Origin of the sequence: Aliihoeflea aestuarii (assembly GCF_024105665.1) — a bacterium.
GTDB classification, from domain to species: domain Bacteria; phylum Pseudomonadota; class Alphaproteobacteria; order Rhizobiales; family Rhizobiaceae; genus Aliihoeflea; species Aliihoeflea aestuarii.
Window position 1 is genome coordinate 19,403 of sequence record NZ_JAAAMK010000004.1, and the last position, 17,424, is coordinate 36,826.

A 17,424-nucleotide genomic window follows, 5' to 3' on the forward strand; every position below is an offset into this window, starting at 1 on the left:
CTATTTGGAGGGAAATCGATGCCCAAATTACAATTCAAAGGCTGGCATGCCGGCGTTCTTGCCGTTGCCGCTGCCGGCATTCTCGCATCCTGCGTCGTCGTCGAAGACGGCCCGGGACCGCGCCCCTTGCCTCCAAGGCCAGGCCCTGGCGGTCCCGTCATGTGCACCCAGCAATTCGACCCTGTCTGCGCCGAGCGTCGCGGCGATCGGCAGACATTCGGCAATGCCTGCATGGCGGAGGCCGAGGGCTACCGCATCGTCTCGTCCGGCGAATGCCGGCGCGGCGGCGGAGGCTGGGATCGCCCAGGCCGTCCAGGCGGCGGCCCCGGCTCGGATCGTCCGGGACGCCCCGGCCCGGACCGTCCGCAATTCTGCACCCGCGAATATGCTCCGGTCTGCGCCGTTCAGGGCAATCGCCAGCAGACATTCGGCAATGCCTGCGAAGCGGAATCCGCAGGCTGGCGCATTCGCCGCAACGGCGAGTGCTGATCTGACGAACTGCGAGGGGCCGGCATTGTGCCGGCCCTTTTCATTCGGCCGCTTCGGATATCTCCGCAAGCCCATGCACATCGGCCAAAATCTCGAAAGATCTGACGCGTGCGGCATGGTCATGAATCTGCGCCGTCACCATGAGTTCGTCGGCGTCCGTGCGCGCGATGAAGGCATCGATGCCCGCTTTGACCGTTGCGGGCGAACCCACGACAGCACAGGTCAGCGCCTGATCGAGCATCGCTTTGGCCATCGGATCGATCCCGGCTGCAAAGTTTTCGACCGGCGCTGGCAACTTGCCGGGTCGTCCCGAGCGCAGATTCACAAATGCCTGCTGAAGCGATGAGAACAGATATTCGGCTTCCGCATCGCTCGGTGCGGCGACGACATTGACGCCAAGCATCACATAGGGCCTGTCCAGATGTTCGGACGGCTCGAAGCGTGTTCGGTAGACTTCGAGCGCGCGGTCGAGTTCTGCCGGCGCGAAATGCGAGGCGAACGCATAGGGAAGGCCGAGAGCCGCCGCAAGCTGAGCGCCGTAAAGGCTCGAACCGAGAATCCAAACCGGAACGCCCGTCCCCTCGCCCGGCACCGCGCGCACGCGCTGCCCCGATTCTGCGGGCTTGAAGTACGACATCAATTCGATCACGTCGTTCGGAAACTGGTTGACGTCGCCGGACAGCGAACGGCGCAGCGCGTGCGCGGTCAACTGGTCCGTGCCAGGCGCGCGACCGAGACCAAGGTCGATCCGCCCCGGATAGAGCTCGGCCAGCGTGCCGAACTGCTCGGCGATGACGAGCGGCGAATGGTTGGGCAGCATGATGCCGCCCGCACCGACCCGGATGCGGGAGGTCGCACCGGCCACGTCGCCGATCACCACGGCCGTCGCGGCGCTGGCGATGCCGGGCATGTTGTGATGTTCGGCCAGCCAGTAGCGATGGTAGCCGAGCCGCTCCGCGTTCTGCGCCAGATCGCGCGTGTTGGCGAGCGCCTGCCGCGTCGTTACGCCGTCGGGCACGGGCGAAAGGTCGAGAACGGAAAGGCGTGTCATGGCATCATCCGGATTTGTCTGAACCCGGATATAGGAATGCGAAACGCGCGCGCAAATCTCAGGGCGCGACCGTTTCGGCCTCTTGCTTGTCTTCCTCGGCCTCCTCGACGCTCTGCTGCGCGGACAGGAAGTTGCCGACATGGCTCAGGCTGTCGAAATGGTCGCAGAAGACCTTGATGATGACCAGAAGCGGAACGGCGATCAGCGCACCGACGAACCCCCAGAGCCATGACCAGAAGGCGACGGCGATGAAGATCGCCACCGCGTTGATCTCCAGCCGCCGCCCGACGACCAGCGGCGTGATCATGTTCCCTTCGGTGACGGTGCAAATCATCACGAAAAGGGGCGCGACCATCGCGAAGGCCAGGCTGTCAAATGTGACGACCGAAATGATTGCGACCAGGATGATCGTCATCGCCGCGCCGATATAGGGCAGGAAATTCAGCAATCCCGCCGCTGCGCCGAAGACGAGCGGCATCGGCATGCCGATGACCCACAAGCCGGCGCCGATGACGGCGCCGAGGCACGCATTGATCAGGGAAATGGTCAGAAGATAGCGCGACACCTCGCGCTCCACGTCATAGACGACGCGCAGGGCGCGTTTTTTCTCGCTCATCCGCGTGAAGGACTGCACGATCTTCTCGTAGAACATCGTGCCGGAGGCGAGGACGAATAGCGACAGGACGAAGGTGATGGCCGCGGTGGTCCCGGCCGACAGCACGTTGCCCGCCGCGCGCGAGACGATGCCGGGTTGCGAGACGACGACGCGCTGGATATCCGTCTCCCCCGCCGTCTCGGCGACCTCGTCGACCTGCCGCGACACCTCCATGAACCGCTCGAACGGCCGGCGCAGATCCTCCATCCGGTCGGACAATTGCCGGCCGATCTGCGGTGCGTTGTTGACCAGTTCGACGACGGGACCCGAAAGCAGGTATCCGGCCGTTCCGATACCGACCATCGAAGCGAAGACCAGCAACGTTGCCGACAGCACCTCGGGCACGCCGTGCTTTTTCAAGAAGCGCACGATCGGGGTCAGCATCAGAGCGAGAAGGAACGCGAGTACCACCGGCAGGAAGAACTCGCGCGCGAAATAAAGCGCATAGACCAGCGCCAACAGGAAAAGACCCAGCATGAGACGCCGGATGACCCGCAGATCTCCGCTTGGCACTGCCTGCTCCGGAGGTGCGGAACCGGAGGGCTCATGTTCGGTTTTCATGTCGCTGTTCCCACCCTGATCCGCAGCCGCCCATGCGGTTCGGAGGAAGTAGGAAACGCGCGGTATCACGCTTTCGTTCCGGGCCGTGAAGCGGCGTCAGAACAGTCCCTGCTGGGATATCTGGATGCCCGCGGGGCCGAGAATCACGGCGAACAGTACCGGCAGGAAGAAGAGGATCATCGGCACGGTCAGCTTGGGCGGCAGCGCCGCCGCCTTCTTCTCGGCCGCCGTCATGCGTGCCTCGCGACTTTCCGCCGACAGGACACGCAGAGCCTGCGCGACGGGCGTGCCGTAACGCTCGGCCTGGATCAAAGCCTGTGAAACCGATCGAACGGGCTCGAGCCCCGTTCGGATGGCGAGGTTCTCGTAAGCCTGACGACGCTCGGGCAGAAACGAAAGTTCCGCATTGGTCAAAACCAGTTCTTCGGCGAGCTCGACGGATTGAGAGCCGATTTCCTCCGCCACGCGGCGGAACGCGGCCTCTACCGAATTTCCCGATTCGACGCAGATCAGCATCAAATCGAGCGCATCCGGCCAGGCGCGCTGGATCGATTGCTTGCGCTTCGTCGCTTTGTTGGACACGTAGAGAACCGGCGCATAGAAGCCGGCATAGGCCGCCACGATGCAGGCGAACACGCGCACGAACATCGGTTTGTCGCCCAGAACGCCGAGAACGAACACGTAAAACATCGCGAAAGCGAGAAACGCGAAGGGCAGAACGAGACGGAAGAACAGGAATTTGGTCAGCGGGTTCTGGCCGCGATAGCCTGCCGTCCGCAATTGCGCGACGGTCTTGTCGTCAGCCAGCGCACGGCGCAAATCCAGTTTTTCGACGATCGAGCTCATTCCCTTGGATTTTTGCTCGCGAAGCCCCTTGCGACGGCGTTCGGCCTCGCTCGCAAGGCGCATTTTCTGCTGGGCGCGAAGCTGGTCACGCTCCAGAGCGACGGCCTTCATGCGCGCCTTCAAGGGGTTGCCGCTCAGCGCCGGCAGCGCGGTGAACAAGGTGGCGAAAACCGCGACCGACACCAGAACCGCCAGCAGAAAGCCGGGATCGGTAACCGTACTGACGACTGATCCTGTCATGATCTGACCCTAAAAATCGAAGTTCATCATCTTGCGCATCATGAGCAGGCCCATCGACATCCAGATGCCCGATACGAGCAGGATCAAATGGCCCGTGCTGGTCGTGAACAGCGGCATGATGTAGCCGGGACTCGACAGATAGACGAGGATCGCCACGATGAACGGCAGCGCGCCGATGATCCACGCCGACGCCTTGGCTTCCATCGAAAGCGCCTGAATCTTCGCCTTCATCTTTTTGCGGTCGCGCAGCACCTTGGACAAATTGCCGATCGCTTCCGACAGATTGCCGCCGGCCTGGCTTTGAATCTGAATGACGATGCCGAAAAAGCTCGCTTCGGCCGCCGGCATCGTCTCGGGCATCTTCAACACCGCTTCCGGCAGCGAGAGGCCGAGTTGCTGATGCTCGACAACACGCTTGAACTCGCTGCGGACCGGTTCCGGGGACTCGCTGGCGATCATGCGCACGGCGTCATTCAGGGGAAGGCCCGATTTGACCGCCCGAACGATGACATCCAGTGCGTTGGGAAACTCGCTGAGAAACGCCTTGACGCGCCGGGCGCGCATGAAGGTGACAAACCAGCGCGGCAAACCCAGGCCGCCGGCGATCATCGCGCCGAGAGAAACGAGAATCGGAGCGCCCAGAATGACGAACAGCAAAAAGAGGCAAAGCCCGGTTATCGCCGAGACCACGTAGAATTTCCGGATCGACATCGTCAGCCCGGCCTGCCGGATCTGGACCTTCAGCGGCGGCTTGTGCTTTCCCTGTCCGCGCGCCTTCTGCTTTTCCTCGATATCCTTGAGCGTGTCCTGAACGGATTTCCTGCGCCGGGTCGCCTCGGCCATGCGGTCGCGCGAGGCCCGCACGACGTTGCGGTCGGTCTCGGCGCTGCGCACGGTCTCGAACCGGCGCTCGGCCTGCCGCTCGTTCTGGACCCGCGAAAACAGGAACCCATAGGCGAGCGCGCCTGCGCTCACGGCCGCGAGCACGACGAAAAGGATCAGGCTGCTATCCATTTGCGCGCTCCTTGAGTCCCGGTCACTTGCTTGTTTCCATCGCTTCGAGCGCGGCGGCCACGCGGGCTTCCTCGCCGTAATAGCGGGCGCGGTCCCAGAATGCTGGGCGTCCGACGCCGCTCGACACATGCGCGCCGATGAGACGTCCATTGGCGTCCTCGCCCCTGATCTCATAGGTCATGAGATCCTGGGTGATGATGACGTCGCCCTCCATGCCGATCACCTCGGTGACGTGGGTGATCCGGCGCGAACCGTCGCGCAGACGCGCGGCCTGGATGATCACGTCGATCGAGCCGACGATGATCTCGCGCACCGTCTTTTGGGGAAGCGTGAAGCCGCCCATGGCGATCATCGATTCCATTCGGTTCAGGCATTCGCGCGGATTGTTCGAGTGGATCGTGCCCATCGAGCCGTCATGGCCCGTGTTCATCGCCTGCAAAAGATCGAACACTTCGGGGCCGCGCACCTCGCCCACGATGATGCGCTCGGGACGCATGCGCAGGCAGTTCTTGACCAGATCGCGCATCGTGATCTCGCCTTCGCCTTCGAGGTTGGCGGGGCGGGTTTCCAGACGCACCACATGCGGCTGCTGAAGCTGCAATTCGGCCGAATCCTCGCAGGTGATGACGCGCTCGTCGCGATCGACATAGTTCGTCAGGCAATTGAGCAGCGTCGTCTTGCCGGAACCGGTGCCGCCGGAAATGATGACGTTGCATCTGACGCGGCCGATGACCTTGAGAAGCTCCGCGCCTTCCGGCGAGATCGAGCCGAAACGCACGAGTTGGTCGAGCGTCAGCTTGTCCTTCTTGAACTTTCGGATGGTGAGCGCGGTGCCGTCGATCGCCAGCGGCGGCGCGATGACGTTGACGCGGCTGCCGTCGGGAAGGCGCGCATCGCAGATGGGCGAGGATTCATCGACGCGGCGGCCGACCTGGCTGACGATGCGCTGGCAGATGTTCAAAAGCTGCTGGTTGTCGCGAAAGCGTATCTGCGTCTGCTCGACGCGGCCGGCGACTTCGATGAACACCTGCCTTGCGCCATTGACCATGATGTCGGCGATGTCGTCGCGCGCCAGAAGCGGCTCGAGCGGGCCATAGCCGAGCACGTCGTTGCAGATATCCTCGAGCAGTTCCTCCTGCTCGGAAATCGACATCGCAAAGTTCTTGATCGCGATGATGTCGTTGACGATGTCGCGGATTTCCTCGCGCGCGGCATCGGGTTCGAGCTTGGCGAGCTGCGACAGGTCGATCGTGTCGATCAGGGCCGAAAAGACCTGGCTCTTGGTATCGTAATAATTTTCCGAGCGCGGACGACCGGAAGTCGCGGGCCGCTTGGGTTCGGGCGCGAGCGGCGGTGCCGGATCGACCTGTCGGCGTGCCAGCGAACCGGCGTCGGCCGGCCGTTCGTCGAGCGTCAGCGATTCGGCGGCGGGCACCGCCGGCGCCTGCCGGAATTCGGGAGTCGTGCGGTTTTCGCCGTCATTTCCGCGCTTGCCAAACATCGTGTCGCCCGCTTCGATCATGCCCTGCTTTCGCAGGCCGCCAAAATTCGTTCCGAATCCGCCGAGCGCCTACGCGCCCGCCTTCTTCCGCTTCAATTTGTGGAGCAGTCCGGTCAGGCCGGCCTTCTTCTTGATCTTCATCTCGCCTCGCCCCGACAGGACGTGCGCGATGTCGTTCATGATCTGGACGATCTGGTGCTGCGCATCCGTTTCGCCGAGCATCCGGCCGTTATTGGCGGCGTTTCCGAACAGTTGCGGCTCGAATGGAATGACCGCGAGCGGCGTCACGCCGAGCGGTTCGGCAAAGTCGGCGGGCGAAATTTCGGGGCGTTTTGCAACGCCCGCCTGGTTGATGACCAGCTTGGGCGCAGGATCGTTCGGCCGCAGCTTGCGCAGCATGTCGATCAGGTTTTTCGTGTTGCGCAGATTTGCCAGTTCCGGCGTCGCCGTGATGACGATCTCGTCAGCCTGGGCGAGCGTCTGACGCGTCCAGCCCGTCCATACATGCGGCACGTCGAGGATGACCATCGGAGCGCTGCGCTGGGCCGTTTCGACGATCGATTTGAACGCATCGGCGTCGAAGTCATAGACGCGATCGAGCGTCGACGGTGCGGCGAGCAGCGACAAGCGCTCCGCGCACTGGGACAAAAGCCGGTCGAGATAGACCTCGTCCACGCGCTCGGGCGAAAACACCGCCTCGGCAATTCCCTGCGCCGGGTCCTGGTCGAAATTGATGTTCGCCGTGCCGAAGGCGAGGTCCATGTCGGCGACCACCACTTCGGACTGGAACAGCCTCGACATGGTCCAGGCCATGTTGTGGGCGATTGTGGAGGAACCGACGCCGCCCTTGGCACCTATGAAGGCGATCGATCGGCCGATGGGTTCGGCTTCGGGATCGACGAAGATCTTGGATATGTCGCTGACGATGTCCGCCATGGAGATCGGGGCGACGACATATTCGGATATGCCGAAGCGGATCAGGTCGCGGTAAAGCCCGACATCGTTGTGATGGCCGATGATGACGACTTTGCTCGCAGGGTCGCAGACACCGGCGAGTTGCTCGAGCTTGGCCATCAGGACGCGCGGCTCGTCGCGCGTTTCCACGATGATGAGATTGGGCGTCGGTGCGGTGTGATAGAACTCGATGGCGGTCGGCAGGCCGCCCATGTGCACTTTCACATGCGCCTTGGCCATGCGCCGGTCCTCGGCGGCCCGTTCGATCGGGCTTGCGACGGCTTCGGTCTCGCAGAATGCCTGGACGGAAATGCGCGGAACGGGGCGCAGGCCCTGCATCTGCGTTTCGTCGGAGACGATCGCCTCGCTGGGATCGGTGGTGTAAGCCAGATTGGTCATGACGATGCCCCGCCCCTACCTTAATATTCGAGTTCCGACGCGTCACGGAAGGCCGGCGTGACCGCGCGCGTCCGGTATTGTTCGAGCGCGTTCGACCTGTTCTGGGCGTCGATCGGTGTCCGGCCGCGCGGCGTGATCAGATCGGCCGGATTGGCGATCTGCGCGGCAAGGTTGTTCTGGTAGGAACAGCCGAAATTCGCCCAGCTCTTGTTGTCGACACGGGCCAGCATGTCCTCCGGCCAACGGCCGCAATTCGACGCGACCTGCGCGCGCATGTTCGCGTAGCTCAGCCGGATCGGCGCTGCGGCGTCCGCAGGCGCCTGATAGTGCTGCTGCACCACGCGGTTCTGCGGCACGCCATTCTTGCGCATCTGCACAGCGAATTGCGAGGCGATGCGCGCGGCTGCCGCCGAGTTTGCGGAGCCATAGGGCACGAGTATCTGCACCACCGGCGCAGCATCGGTATCGTAGCGGGCCATGAAGCCGGTCAGGGCGGCGCGCTGGACGCTCGTCGCGTTGTAGTCGTTCACGCCGACCGGCACGTCGATCACTTCCTGCTTCTCCTGGATGACGATCGGGTGGTTCGTCCGATAGTCGTCCGGGATCGCGCCGACATGGATGCTGTCGGTCTGGGCGCATGCCGTGAGCATCGCGGCGACGCCGGCAAGCCAGATGGCGCGCATTGGCCGCGAAGGTGGGGAGAATTCCTTGAAAGACATCGTTCGGTCCCCGCTCACTTGTAGATGAACCCGACCACGCCGTGGTAGCGGCCGGCGGGCCGATCGGTTTTCGTGGTCCCGTAGACCCGGTTGACGCGGCCGAGGAACGTGCCGGCGCCTTCAGAGGCCGGATTGAAGTTGTCGTCCGGGCGGGCAAGCTCGTTGCGGGCGACAGGGCGTGCCAGATAGGGCGTGACGAGGATGACCAGTTCGGTCTCGTTGCGCACGAATTCGCGTGAGCGGAAGAGCGCGCCCAGAACCGGCACCTTCGACAGGCCGGGAAACGCGGTATGCTGCTGGCGCACATTGTCGCTGACCAGGCCCGCGATCATCATCGAGCCGCCCGAAGGCAGTTCGACGGTGGTGTCGGCCAGACGCTTGCGGACGCCGGGGATGACGGTGTCCTGGAACTGCACCGCGCCTTCCGTGGTCAGTTCGGAGACGGCCGTGCGCACCTTGAGGCTGATCCGGCCGGGCGAAAGGACCGTGGGCTGGAATTCGAGGCCGATGCCATATTCGATCGGGGTCAGCGTCTGCTGCCTGACACCGTCGATGATTTCGGTCGTGATGAGGTTGAAGTCGCCGCCCACGCGGAATTGCGCCATCTCGCCGGACACCGCGGTCAAGGTCGGTTCGGCCAGCGTGCGCAGAACGCCCGACTGCTCCATGGCGCGCAGATATCCGTCGATGAAGCTGGAGCCACCGCCGAAACCCACGGCGGCGTTGGACAGGCCGCCCGAGATTTCCAACGGGTTGAACGGCACGCCCAGGGTGTTGAACGACATGCCGTCGATCTGCCCGATGAGGTTCACGCCAAGCTGGCGCATCACGTTGCGCGAGACTTCCGCGACGGTGACTTTCAGCGTCACCTGATCCTCGCCGACGATCTGGATCATGTTGACGATCCGGCTGGAGCGGCGCTGGCCGTCAGGATTGTTGATGTCGACGCCGCCGGTCGATGCTCCGCCCGCTGCGGTCTGAGCATATTGACCGGTGGTCGCCTCGCCGCCGGACACGAACAGCGTCGCGATCTCCTCGGCGCGCTTGGCGTCGAGCGGCGTTTCGGCCGTTCCCGTCAACACGACATTGTCGTTGATCAGCTCGACGCGGATTTTGGAATTGGGGAGGAAGCGCCTCAAATGGTCTTCGAGGCCGGCCACGTCGCGTTCGATCGACAGGTCGATCGAGACGATCTGCTCGCCATTGGCGCCGAAGACGAAGATGTTCGTCTCGCCGACCTGCTTGCCGAAGAGATAGATGCGCCGCGAAGTCCGCGTCACCGCATCCGCAACAGCAGGGTTGGCGACCAGAATGTCGTAGGCGTCGGCGGGCAGATCGATCACGACCGATTTGTTGAGGCCGAGCTTCACGCGCTGGCTGGCCGATTTGGAGGCGACGCTGATCTGCGCCTCGGCACCGAGCGTCGATGCCAACAGGGCAGCACCGCCCAGCGGCAGGCCGATGGCGACCGCAAGCGCCGTCCCGATCAGCGTGGACTTGACGGATGCGATCATTGGCGTGCCCCCACTTCGGTAACCTGTCCGGATTTGATGAGGCGAACGGAGCCCCGGCGGCCGTTGCCCGACAGAAGGTGATCGGCCTGTTCGTTGACCTCCTCCTGCGTGTCCACGACAGAGCGCAGCGCAAGGCTGAGCCTGTCGGCCATCTGCTGGGCGACGGTGATGATCTCCGATTGCTCGGGCGTCAGTTCCAGCGTCGCCGTCTCGCCGACCTTGACCCGGCGTCCTTCCTCGTCCTCCTGAATCGCCTGGTCGATCGCCAGAACGCGGATGTTTTGCAGGATGGTCTCGGTCGCGTAGCCCTCCGCACCCGTGCTGTCGGCCTGCCGGCGCGTCATGATGACGTCGACATAGTCGTTCGGCAGGATGAAGCCGCCCGCCGACGTGTCGGCGGAAATCCGGGTGGCGATGGCGCGTTTGCCGCTCGGCAGGATCGAGGACATGAAGCTTTGCCCCTCGCCGATCAGCTTGGAACGGCGCAGCGGCTCGCCCGCATAGATCGGCACGCGGGCGATCGAACGGCTCAGATCCTCGATCGCGTTCGGCTCCGCGTCGCGCTGGATGAAGTAGTCATAGACATTGCTCGACGGCCAGGACTGCCAGGACAGTTGACCGCCCAGTTCGGCACCCATCGGCACGTCCCCGTTCATCACGAGAACTTCCGTCAGCCGGATCGCCGGTTCGGGCGCGGCGGCCTCGAGAACGATCTGTTCGGGTGGTTGCGACGCGATGTTTCTGGCCACGAGGCCGGCGCCCGCAGCGGCCATCACCGCGACGCCAAGAATGATTACTCTCGATGGAGCCATGTCCCGCGCCCCCTAGCCCGGCAAATTGCTTTTTTAGTCAGGGCGGACCTTGTCACAGCAATCGTCAAATTAAGGTTAACGGTGGACTTACATCTATACTTAACGATCCGTTGACAAGACCGTCAGCGCGCCAGTGCCTCGATGGCCCAGACGCCCATTGGCGATGTCGGAAAAACCACGAGGCCGGCAAGCCCGAGCGCGATGCCGTACGGAATGCCGACGCGGCGATCGGAAAACTTGCGCAGGAGAACGAAATTCCCGGTCACGTCGGAAATGGGGGAGTTGCGGTAAACGATGATGAGAAGCGTCAACACGCCGCCGCATATAGAGCCGATCACCACATATTCGGCGAGCGACATCCCAAGCCCCATCCATACGGCAGTCGCGGCAAGCAGTTTGGCGTCGCCGCCGCCCATCGTGCCGAAGGCGAACAGCGCGAACGTCACGCCGAGGACCAGGAGACCGGCAAGAAGGTGCATGCCGATCGTCGCCATCGGCATGCCGGCCAGCGGCGCGGCCACGACGAAGACCGCGACAAGCAGGAGAGAGACGCGATTGGCGATGGTCATCGTGATCATGTCCGAGATGGCCGCATAAGCCATGCAGAACGGAAAGACGACAAGAACGAGCGCTTCGACCATTTGAGTTCCTCTTCGATAAAACGAGGATAGCGGCTCGCGCTTAAGCATTGGTGAAGTGAAACCGGACATTTCGTCTGGTCGGCAGCGCTTGCCTCCGCCGATTAACCACGAATTCACCATTCCACTTCATCTTGACATGAACAATTCCAGACGAGGCTCCGCATGTCGCTTTCCGTTCGCTCCTTCCGCATGCTTGCCGGTCTCCTCATCGCTGCCGCGGCGTCGCTGTCCACCGTAACCGCCTTCGCCGAGGGCATCTCCGTGCTCGTGAACCAGGCGAAGATCCTCAAGCTGGCGCGCAATGCCGACACGATCATCGTCGGCAATCCCGAAATAGCCGACGCCTCCGTACAGGACGCCTCGACGCTGGTCCTGACCGGCAAGGGCTTCGGCGTGACGAACCTCGTCGTCCTCGATCATGAGGGGCGCACAATCGTCGACGAGCAGATCACCGTGTCGCGCCAATCGGTGAATTCGGTTCGCGTCTATCGCCGCGCCAACGTCCAGACCCTCTCCTGCACGCCCGTTTGCGAGGCCGCCTACGTGACATCGGCCGAATCCGCATCAGACAACGCGGTCGGCACGCCCTGAATGGTCCGTTAACGGATCACGGCGAATTATCGCGATCCGCACAACGGGAACTCAACGCGGCTTCGCTACGGTGCGAAAAGAGTTCAACAGGCGGATCGGGCAATGTCTTCCAGCACCTCCAGAACGCGCAGACGTTTCGGACGTCCGTTGCTGCGACGGTTCCTGCGTCGGCGGGACGGCAGCACGGCGATCGAGTTTTCGATACTCGTCATCCCGTTCGTGCTGCTCGTCTTCGCGATCCTGGAGAGCTGTATTTCGTTCGCCGCCCAGCAAATCATGACCAATGCGGCCGACGATGTCGCCCGCCTCTACAGAACCGGGCAGGAACGCTCGCCGTCCGACCCCAACCAGTCGGCAGCCGAAGCCGTGCGGCTGCGCGCCATGGTGTGCGACAAGATGCAGATCCTGGTCAGTGCGGGCTGTCCCGGTCTTTCCGTCGATCTGCGGACCTTCAACAGTTTTGCTTCCGTCAGTTCGATCGACACCCCCATCAAGGACGGTGACCTCGACACCGGCCAGTTCGGTGCGATGGCGGGCGGGGCCGGATCGAAGAACATGCTGCGCGTCTATTACAAGTGGCCGATCATCACAGACCTGATGCGCCTGTCCATGTCCAATCTAAGCGGCGGCAAGGTCCTGCATTTCGCGATGGTGACCTGGCAGAACGAACCCTACCCCGATTGAGGCCATGCGGATGATGTCGCTTTCCAAGCTGTTGCGCTCCAAAGTCCGCGACGAACGCGGCGTCGCGGCCATCGAGTTCGCGCTCGTCGCCCCGATCCTGTTCATCCTCTATTTCATGACGATGGAGGTCTCGCAGGCGATCGAGACGAACAAGAAGATCGGCCGCATCTCCAGCATGGTGGGCGACCTTGTGGCCCAGCAGAACCTTTCCAGGAGCGATCTGGACGGAATACTGGATATCGGCGCAGCCATCATCCAGCCATACGGTCGTTCGCAACCGACGATCGTCGTCGAGCACATCCGCATCGAAGACAAGCCGAACCCCACCAAAGCGTTCATCACATGGTCGAGGCAACTGGAAGGTAGCACCAAGAAACCGGGAGCCAGCGAGAACACCGAAACGATGGTGCCGGAGGAACTGATGGAACGCGGCCGGCATCTGGTCCGGGTGACGACACGGCTGAATTATCGTCCCGTGATCACATGGACGGCCGAACAGAAGACGGCGCTTGGGCTCGCCTCCGCATTCGACAATATCGCGATGTCCGAGCTTTCCTATCTGCGCCCCCGAAACGGCAGCAAAATCGACTGTACCGGCTGCTGAGACGGGCAGCGTTTGCAACGATCCTGCGTTCATCCTATCTGACCGCAACGCCAGAGACGGATGGACCATACAGATGCGCCGAGCCTTTCTCTTCGTGCTCGATTCCTTCGGGATCGGCCATGCGCCCGACGCGGCGCAATTCGGCGACGCCGGAGCCGACACGTTCGGCCATATCCGTGCGCGATGCGCGGCCGGTCAAGGTGACGCTCCGGGCCTGCGCGGCGGGCCGCTGAAACTGCCGAACATGGAGAGGCTTGGCCTCTTGCAGGCGGCACAACTTGCGGCGGGACGGCAGGCGTCCGACACGGGCATTTTCGGGTTTTTCGGCTCCGCGCAGGAAGTGTCCAGCGGCAAGGATACGCCATCGGGCCATTGGGAGATGGCCGGCGTCCCTGTTACGTTCGACTGGGGCTATTTTCCCGATACCGTTCCAGCCTTTCCCGACGATCTCGTCGCCGCCATCGTCCGAAAGGCCGGCCTTCCCGGAATTCTGGGCAATTGCCACGCATCGGGCACCGAGATCATCACGCGTTTCGGCGAAGAGCATATGCGCTCCGGCAAGCCGATCTGCTACACGTCCGCCGACAGCGTGTTCCAGATCGCCGCCCATGAAGAGCATTTCGGGCTGGAACGCCTCTATGAGCTTTGCCTGACCGTGCGCGGTCTGGTCGATCCGCTGAATGTGGGCCGCGTCATCGCGCGCCCGTTCATCGGTGACGACACGACTTCCTTCAAGCGCACGGCGAACCGGCGCGACTTCGCCGTGCCGCCGCCGGAGCCCACCTTGATGGACCGCGTCGTCGCGGCGGGCGGTCGTTCGCTCGCGGTCGGCAAGATCGGCGACATCTTCGCGCATCGCGGAATCTCGCATCTGCGCAAGGCACCGGACAATATGGCGATGTTCGACGCCGCGCTGGACGCCATGTCGGATGCCGGCGACGGCGATCTCGTTTTCGCCAATTTCGTCGATTTCGACACCTTGTTCGGGCATACGCGCGACGTGCCGGGATATGCGGCGGCGCTCGAAGCCTTCGACGCGCGACTGCCGGAGGCGCTTTCCCGCCTTCAACCGGGCGATCTTCTTCTTCTGACCGCCGACCATGGCTGCGATCCGACCTGGCGCGGCACGGATCACACGCGCGAACAGGTACCCATCATCGGCGCAGGTCCGGGCCTCAAGCCGGGATCGGTCGGCGTGCGCGCGACCTATGCCGACATTGGCGAAACCATCGCGGAGCATCTGCGCCTTGCGCCCGGCCCGCACGGTAATTCGTTCTACAACCTCATGCGCGCCGATGCCTGAACTGCCCGAAGTCGAGACTGTCCGGCGCGGGCTTGCGCCCGTCATGGAAGGCGCGCGGATTGTCTCGGTCGAACAGCGCCGGCCGGATCTTCGATTTCCCTTCCCACAGGATTTCGCCGCACGGATGACGGGAAGGCGCATCGTCTCGGTCGGGCGGCGCGCGAAGTTTCTCGTCGTGCATCTGGACGCCGATCCCGTCCTGATCGCGCATCTGGGCATGTCCGGCTCGTTTCGCGTCCATGACGACGAAAACGCCACGACGCCCGGCGCTTTCCATCACGAACGCTCCAAGCTCGCCGCGCATGATCATGTCGTCTTCCACCTCGAGCGAAACGGCGTGAAGCACCGTGTCGTCTACAACGACCCGCGGCGCTTCGGCTTCATGGCCTTTGCCGAAGAAGCCACGCTCGACGACCATCCGTTTCTTGCCGGCCTCGGCATCGAGCCGACCGGCAATGCGCTGGACGGCACCGTGCTTTCGGCGCTTCTGGCAGGACGGCGCGCGCCGCTGAAAGCGGCGCTGCTCGACCAGCGCCTGATCGCCGGTCTCGGCAACATCTATGTATGCGAAGCGCTCTGGCGTGCGGGTCTTTCGCCCCGGCGACTGGCCGGAACCGTCACGGGCAAGCGCGCGGCGCGTCTTTCCGATGCCATTCGCGCGGTGATCGCGGATGCGATCGCGGCGGGCGGCTCGACCTTGCGCGATCATCAGCTCACGGACGGCTCGCTCGGCTATTTCCAGCACTCCTTCAGCGTCTATGACCGCGAGGGCGAGCCATGCCGGCGGGACGGATGCAGCGGTACGGTCAAAAGGGTTTTGCAATCGGGGCGCTCGACCTTCTATTGCTCCGCCTGCCAGCGTTAGCTATGCCAAAGGTCATGTCGAACCCGGCTGTCAGGAGGAAAATACGTGACCTTTGAAACGATTCTGGTTGAAACGCGTGGCAAGGTCGGTCTGATCACGCTCAATCGCCCCAAGGCGCTCAACGCCCTCAACTCGCAGGTGCTGACCGACGTCGTTGCGGCGGCCGAGGCATTCGACGCGGACCCGAAGATCGGCGCCATCGTCCTGACCGGTTCCGAAAAGGCGTTCGCGGCCGGCGCCGACATCAAGGAAATGCATTCCAAGTCCTATATCGACATGTATATGCAGGACTTCTTCTCGGGCTGGGATGCGTTCCTGCGCGTGCGCAAACCGGTCATCGCGGCGGTTTCGGGCTATGCGCTTGGCGGCGGCTGCGAACTTGCCATGATGTGCGACTTCATCATCGCGGGCGACAACGCCAAATTCGGACAGCCCGAGATCACGCTCGGCGTCATGCCGGGCATGGGCGGCTCGCAGCGCCTCACCCGTTTCGTCGGAAAATCGAAGGCGATGGATATGTGCCTGACCGGACGAATGATGGACGCCGCCGAGGCCGAACGCTCCGGTCTCGTCTCGCGCGTCGTGCCGGCCGGCGAACTGATCGAGGAAGCCGTGAAGGCGGCCACGAAGGTCGCGGATTTCTCGCTGCCCGCCGTCATGATGACCAAGGAAGCCGTCAACCGGTCCTACGAGACGACGTTGACCGAAGGGCTGCGGTTCGAGCGCCGCGTCTTTCATGCGATGTTCTCGCTCGAGGACCAGAAGGAAGGCATGGCCGCCTTCTCCGAAAAGCGTTCGGCGAATTTCCGCAACCAGTAGGCGGAAGGCCGTTGACGCACCGGAGTGCCTCCAGTATAAGCCCACTCGACTGAGGCAGCTTACGGGCTGCCCCAATTGTTTTTGTGCCCGGCCTTGGTCCGTTCGGCGCATCCACACAAAGAGATACTGAAGAGAGGCATTCGATGGCCAATACGTCTTCGGCCAAAAAGGCTACGCGCAAGATCGCTGCCCGCACGGCTGTTAACAAGAACCGCCGCTCGCGTGTTCGCACATTCCTCCGCAAGGTTGAGGAAGCGCTGCTTTCGGGCGACAAGGCAGCGGCACAGGAAGCGTTCAAGGCCGCGCAGCCGGAATTGATGCGCGCCGCCTCGAAGGGCGTGTTCCACAAGAACACCGCCTCGCGGAAGGTTTCGCGCCTCGCCAACCGCGTAAAGGCACTCGAAGCCTGACAATCGGGCGCATCGCGCATCGATTTGAAGAACCCGGCCTCAAGCCGGGTTTTTTTGTGCCCGTTACAACCTTGCCGATACGGATTTTTGCGATCCGGGCCGAAACGGAGCAACCAGAATCCGGCCTGCCTTATCGATAGCCGGCATGCTTTGACGCTGCGTCATGAATGCATTCGCTCACGGCATGTTTTTTTGTTGTTTTTCAACTGGTTACAAGGGGTCCGTTGAAGGACGCCCGGAAGGGCCGCCACCCCTTGCCGAAGCGAAAGAGTCAAGCCAAATTTGCGATTCTTTTTTTACGGCCCACAACCAAAGCGGGGCTCACGGCAAAAGGTTTTGAATCAAAACGGTTTATGCGCCGGCAGAGGAATTTGCGGGCTTCCGGCCGGCTGCGGCCCGGCCGTCATCGATGAAGAATCCGTTACGCCACCCTTGCCTGTGTACCGCAGGCTTTTGTAATGTCGGTCTCGTTGAGAGGGGCGGGCGGAACGCCTGCGGATTTAAGCAAAATCTGGCTTGTCGCGCCACGCGGAAGTGATTCCGTGCATGCTGTCGGCTTGCCTTCGATCAGCGAATATGTGCCAGTTTTCACCGTCGCAACGACGGCAGAGTCAGTATCAACCGCCTGGTTGAAGCAATAGCGTATTGTGCGGAGAGTAGATCGAAGTCGGACGGGGACGAAGTGGATCGTGAGGGCTTTCCGGCTGGCGGCCAGAGCCTTCGAGACAAATGATAAGCAGCCGACGAGTTCG

18 protein-coding genes are annotated in these 17,424 nt (G+C 62.8%); 8 read left to right on the top strand and 10 right to left on the bottom strand.

Annotated features, from left to right (window positions below):
- The first annotated feature begins 18 nt into the window (after positions 1–18).
- Positions 19–489 carry a Kazal-type serine protease inhibitor domain-containing protein gene (locus GTW25_RS10565; RefSeq protein ID WP_252912081.1) on the top strand — a complete coding sequence of 157 codons (471 nt, stop codon included), beginning with the start codon at positions 19–21 and terminating at the stop codon, positions 487–489.
- Positions 490–529: 40 nt separating this feature from the next.
- Here the strand turns inward: GTW25_RS10565 and GTW25_RS10570 are convergent, their stop codons facing one another.
- From GTW25_RS10570 to GTW25_RS10615, 10 genes are all read right to left on the bottom strand, one after another.
- Positions 530–1,540 (bottom strand): LLM class flavin-dependent oxidoreductase, encoded by a 1,011-nt coding sequence (locus tag GTW25_RS10570; RefSeq protein ID WP_252912082.1) that lies wholly within the window; start codon positions 1,538–1,540, stop codon positions 530–532.
- A 58-nt stretch (positions 1,541–1,598) separates the two neighbouring features.
- Complete coding sequence (locus tag GTW25_RS10575) at positions 1,599–2,756, bottom strand: AI-2E family transporter (protein WP_252912083.1); 1,158 nt, start codon at positions 2,754–2,756, stop codon at positions 1,599–1,601.
- A gap of 96 nt (positions 2,757–2,852) precedes the next feature.
- Positions 2,853–3,842: a type II secretion system F family protein gene (locus GTW25_RS10580; protein WP_252912084.1), complete on the bottom strand. Its 990-nt coding sequence runs from the start codon at positions 3,840–3,842 to the stop codon at positions 2,853–2,855.
- Between the two features lie 9 nt (positions 3,843–3,851).
- Positions 3,852–4,856 (bottom strand): type II secretion system F family protein, encoded by a 1,005-nt coding sequence (locus GTW25_RS10585; RefSeq protein WP_252912085.1) that lies wholly within the window; start codon positions 4,854–4,856, stop codon positions 3,852–3,854.
- Positions 4,857–4,878: 22 nt separating this feature from the next.
- Positions 4,879–6,357: a TadA family conjugal transfer-associated ATPase gene (locus tag GTW25_RS10590; protein WP_252912323.1), complete on the bottom strand. Its 1,479-nt coding sequence runs from the start codon at positions 6,355–6,357 to the stop codon at positions 4,879–4,881.
- A 69-nt stretch (positions 6,358–6,426) separates the two neighbouring features.
- Entirely contained in the window at positions 6,427–7,710 is a 1,284-nt protein-coding gene (locus GTW25_RS10595; protein ID WP_252912086.1) for a CpaE/TadZ family protein, read from the bottom strand.
- A gap of 20 nt (positions 7,711–7,730) precedes the next feature.
- Complete coding sequence (locus GTW25_RS10600) at positions 7,731–8,429, bottom strand: CpaD family pilus assembly protein (RefSeq protein WP_252912087.1); 699 nt, start codon at positions 8,427–8,429, stop codon at positions 7,731–7,733.
- A gap of 14 nt (positions 8,430–8,443) precedes the next feature.
- Positions 8,444–9,943 (bottom strand): type II and III secretion system protein family protein, encoded by a 1,500-nt coding sequence (locus GTW25_RS10605; protein ID WP_252912088.1) that lies wholly within the window; start codon positions 9,941–9,943, stop codon positions 8,444–8,446.
- A complete protein-coding gene (cpaB, locus tag GTW25_RS10610; protein ID WP_252912089.1) occupies positions 9,940–10,755 on the bottom strand; it encodes a Flp pilus assembly protein CpaB in 816 nt (271 codons plus the stop codon). The genes GTW25_RS10605 and cpaB overlap by 4 nt, the downstream gene beginning before the upstream one ends.
- Positions 10,756–10,877: 122 nt before the next feature.
- Positions 10,878–11,396 carry an A24 family peptidase gene (locus GTW25_RS10615; protein WP_252912090.1) on the bottom strand — a complete coding sequence of 173 codons (519 nt, stop codon included), beginning with the start codon at positions 11,394–11,396 and terminating at the stop codon, positions 10,878–10,880.
- 162 nt (positions 11,397–11,558) lie between these two features.
- Between GTW25_RS10615 and GTW25_RS10620 the strand changes: the two genes are divergently transcribed.
- The 7 genes from GTW25_RS10620 (at position 11,559) to rpsT (ending at position 16,672) form a co-directional block, all read left to right on the top strand.
- Positions 11,559–11,987, top strand: a complete 429-nt coding sequence (locus GTW25_RS10620; RefSeq protein ID WP_252912091.1) for a pilus assembly protein N-terminal domain-containing protein — start codon at positions 11,559–11,561, stop codon at positions 11,985–11,987.
- 102 nt (positions 11,988–12,089) lie between these two features.
- Entirely contained in the window at positions 12,090–12,671 is a 582-nt protein-coding gene (locus GTW25_RS10625) for a TadE/TadG family type IV pilus assembly protein (RefSeq protein ID WP_252912092.1), read from the top strand.
- A gap of 4 nt (positions 12,672–12,675) precedes the next feature.
- Positions 12,676–13,275, top strand: coding sequence for a TadE/TadG family type IV pilus assembly protein (locus GTW25_RS10630; RefSeq protein ID WP_252912093.1), 600 nt, complete (start codon positions 12,676–12,678; stop codon positions 13,273–13,275).
- A 73-nt stretch (positions 13,276–13,348) separates the two neighbouring features.
- Complete coding sequence (locus GTW25_RS10635) at positions 13,349–14,578, top strand: phosphopentomutase (protein WP_252912094.1); 1,230 nt, start codon at positions 13,349–13,351, stop codon at positions 14,576–14,578.
- A complete protein-coding gene (gene mutM, locus GTW25_RS10640; protein WP_252912095.1) occupies positions 14,571–15,443 on the top strand; it encodes a bifunctional DNA-formamidopyrimidine glycosylase/DNA-(apurinic or apyrimidinic site) lyase in 873 nt (290 codons plus the stop codon). Before GTW25_RS10635 ends, mutM begins: the two co-directional genes overlap by 8 nt.
- Before the next feature lie 45 nt (positions 15,444–15,488).
- Positions 15,489–16,262 carry an enoyl-CoA hydratase gene (locus GTW25_RS10645; protein ID WP_252912096.1) on the top strand — a complete coding sequence of 258 codons (774 nt, stop codon included), beginning with the start codon at positions 15,489–15,491 and terminating at the stop codon, positions 16,260–16,262.
- Positions 16,263–16,405: 143 nt separating this feature from the next.
- The gene (gene rpsT / locus GTW25_RS10650) at positions 16,406–16,672 is read left to right on the top strand and encodes a 30S ribosomal protein S20 (protein ID WP_252912097.1); all 267 of its coding nucleotides are present in this window, start codon (positions 16,406–16,408) and stop codon (positions 16,670–16,672) included.
- The last annotated feature ends 752 nt before the right edge of the window (positions 16,673–17,424 follow it).

Bases quoted from the DNA above. Each gene is read 5' to 3' on its own strand.
- mutM (WP_252912095.1), top strand. From the start codon at position 14,571: ATGCCTGAACTGCCCGAAGTCGAGACTGTCCGGCGCGGGCTTGCGCCC.
- GTW25_RS10575 (WP_252912083.1), bottom strand. From the start codon at position 2,756: ATGAAAACCGAACATGAGCCCTCCGGTTCCGCACCTCCGGAGCAGGCA.
- GTW25_RS10595 (WP_252912086.1), bottom strand. From the start codon at position 7,710: ATGACCAATCTGGCTTACACCACCGATCCCAGCGAGGCGATCGTCTCC.
- GTW25_RS10585 (WP_252912085.1), bottom strand. From the start codon at position 4,856: ATGGATAGCAGCCTGATCCTTTTCGTCGTGCTCGCGGCCGTGAGCGCA.
- GTW25_RS10605 (WP_252912088.1), bottom strand. From the start codon at position 9,943: ATGATCGCATCCGTCAAGTCCACGCTGATCGGGACGGCGCTTGCGGTC.
- GTW25_RS10580 (WP_252912084.1), bottom strand. From the start codon at position 3,842: ATGACAGGATCAGTCGTCAGTACGGTTACCGATCCCGGCTTTCTGCTG.
- cpaB (WP_252912089.1), bottom strand. From the start codon at position 10,755: ATGGCTCCATCGAGAGTAATCATTCTTGGCGTCGCGGTGATGGCCGCT.
- GTW25_RS10620 (WP_252912091.1), top strand. From the start codon at position 11,559: ATGTCGCTTTCCGTTCGCTCCTTCCGCATGCTTGCCGGTCTCCTCATC.
- GTW25_RS10625 (WP_252912092.1), top strand. From the start codon at position 12,090: ATGTCTTCCAGCACCTCCAGAACGCGCAGACGTTTCGGACGTCCGTTG.
- GTW25_RS10635 (WP_252912094.1), top strand. From the start codon at position 13,349: ATGCGCCGAGCCTTTCTCTTCGTGCTCGATTCCTTCGGGATCGGCCAT.
- GTW25_RS10600 (WP_252912087.1), bottom strand. From the start codon at position 8,429: ATGTCTTTCAAGGAATTCTCCCCACCTTCGCGGCCAATGCGCGCCATC.
- GTW25_RS10615 (WP_252912090.1), bottom strand. From the start codon at position 11,396: ATGGTCGAAGCGCTCGTTCTTGTCGTCTTTCCGTTCTGCATGGCTTAT.
- GTW25_RS10565 (WP_252912081.1), top strand. From the start codon at position 19: ATGCCCAAATTACAATTCAAAGGCTGGCATGCCGGCGTTCTTGCCGTT.
- rpsT (WP_252912097.1), top strand. From the start codon at position 16,406: ATGGCCAATACGTCTTCGGCCAAAAAGGCTACGCGCAAGATCGCTGCC.
- GTW25_RS10590 (WP_252912323.1), bottom strand. From the start codon at position 6,357: ATGTTTGGCAAGCGCGGAAATGACGGCGAAAACCGCACGACTCCCGAA.
- GTW25_RS10630 (WP_252912093.1), top strand. From the start codon at position 12,676: ATGCGGATGATGTCGCTTTCCAAGCTGTTGCGCTCCAAAGTCCGCGAC.
- GTW25_RS10570 (WP_252912082.1), bottom strand. From the start codon at position 1,540: ATGACACGCCTTTCCGTTCTCGACCTTTCGCCCGTGCCCGACGGCGTA.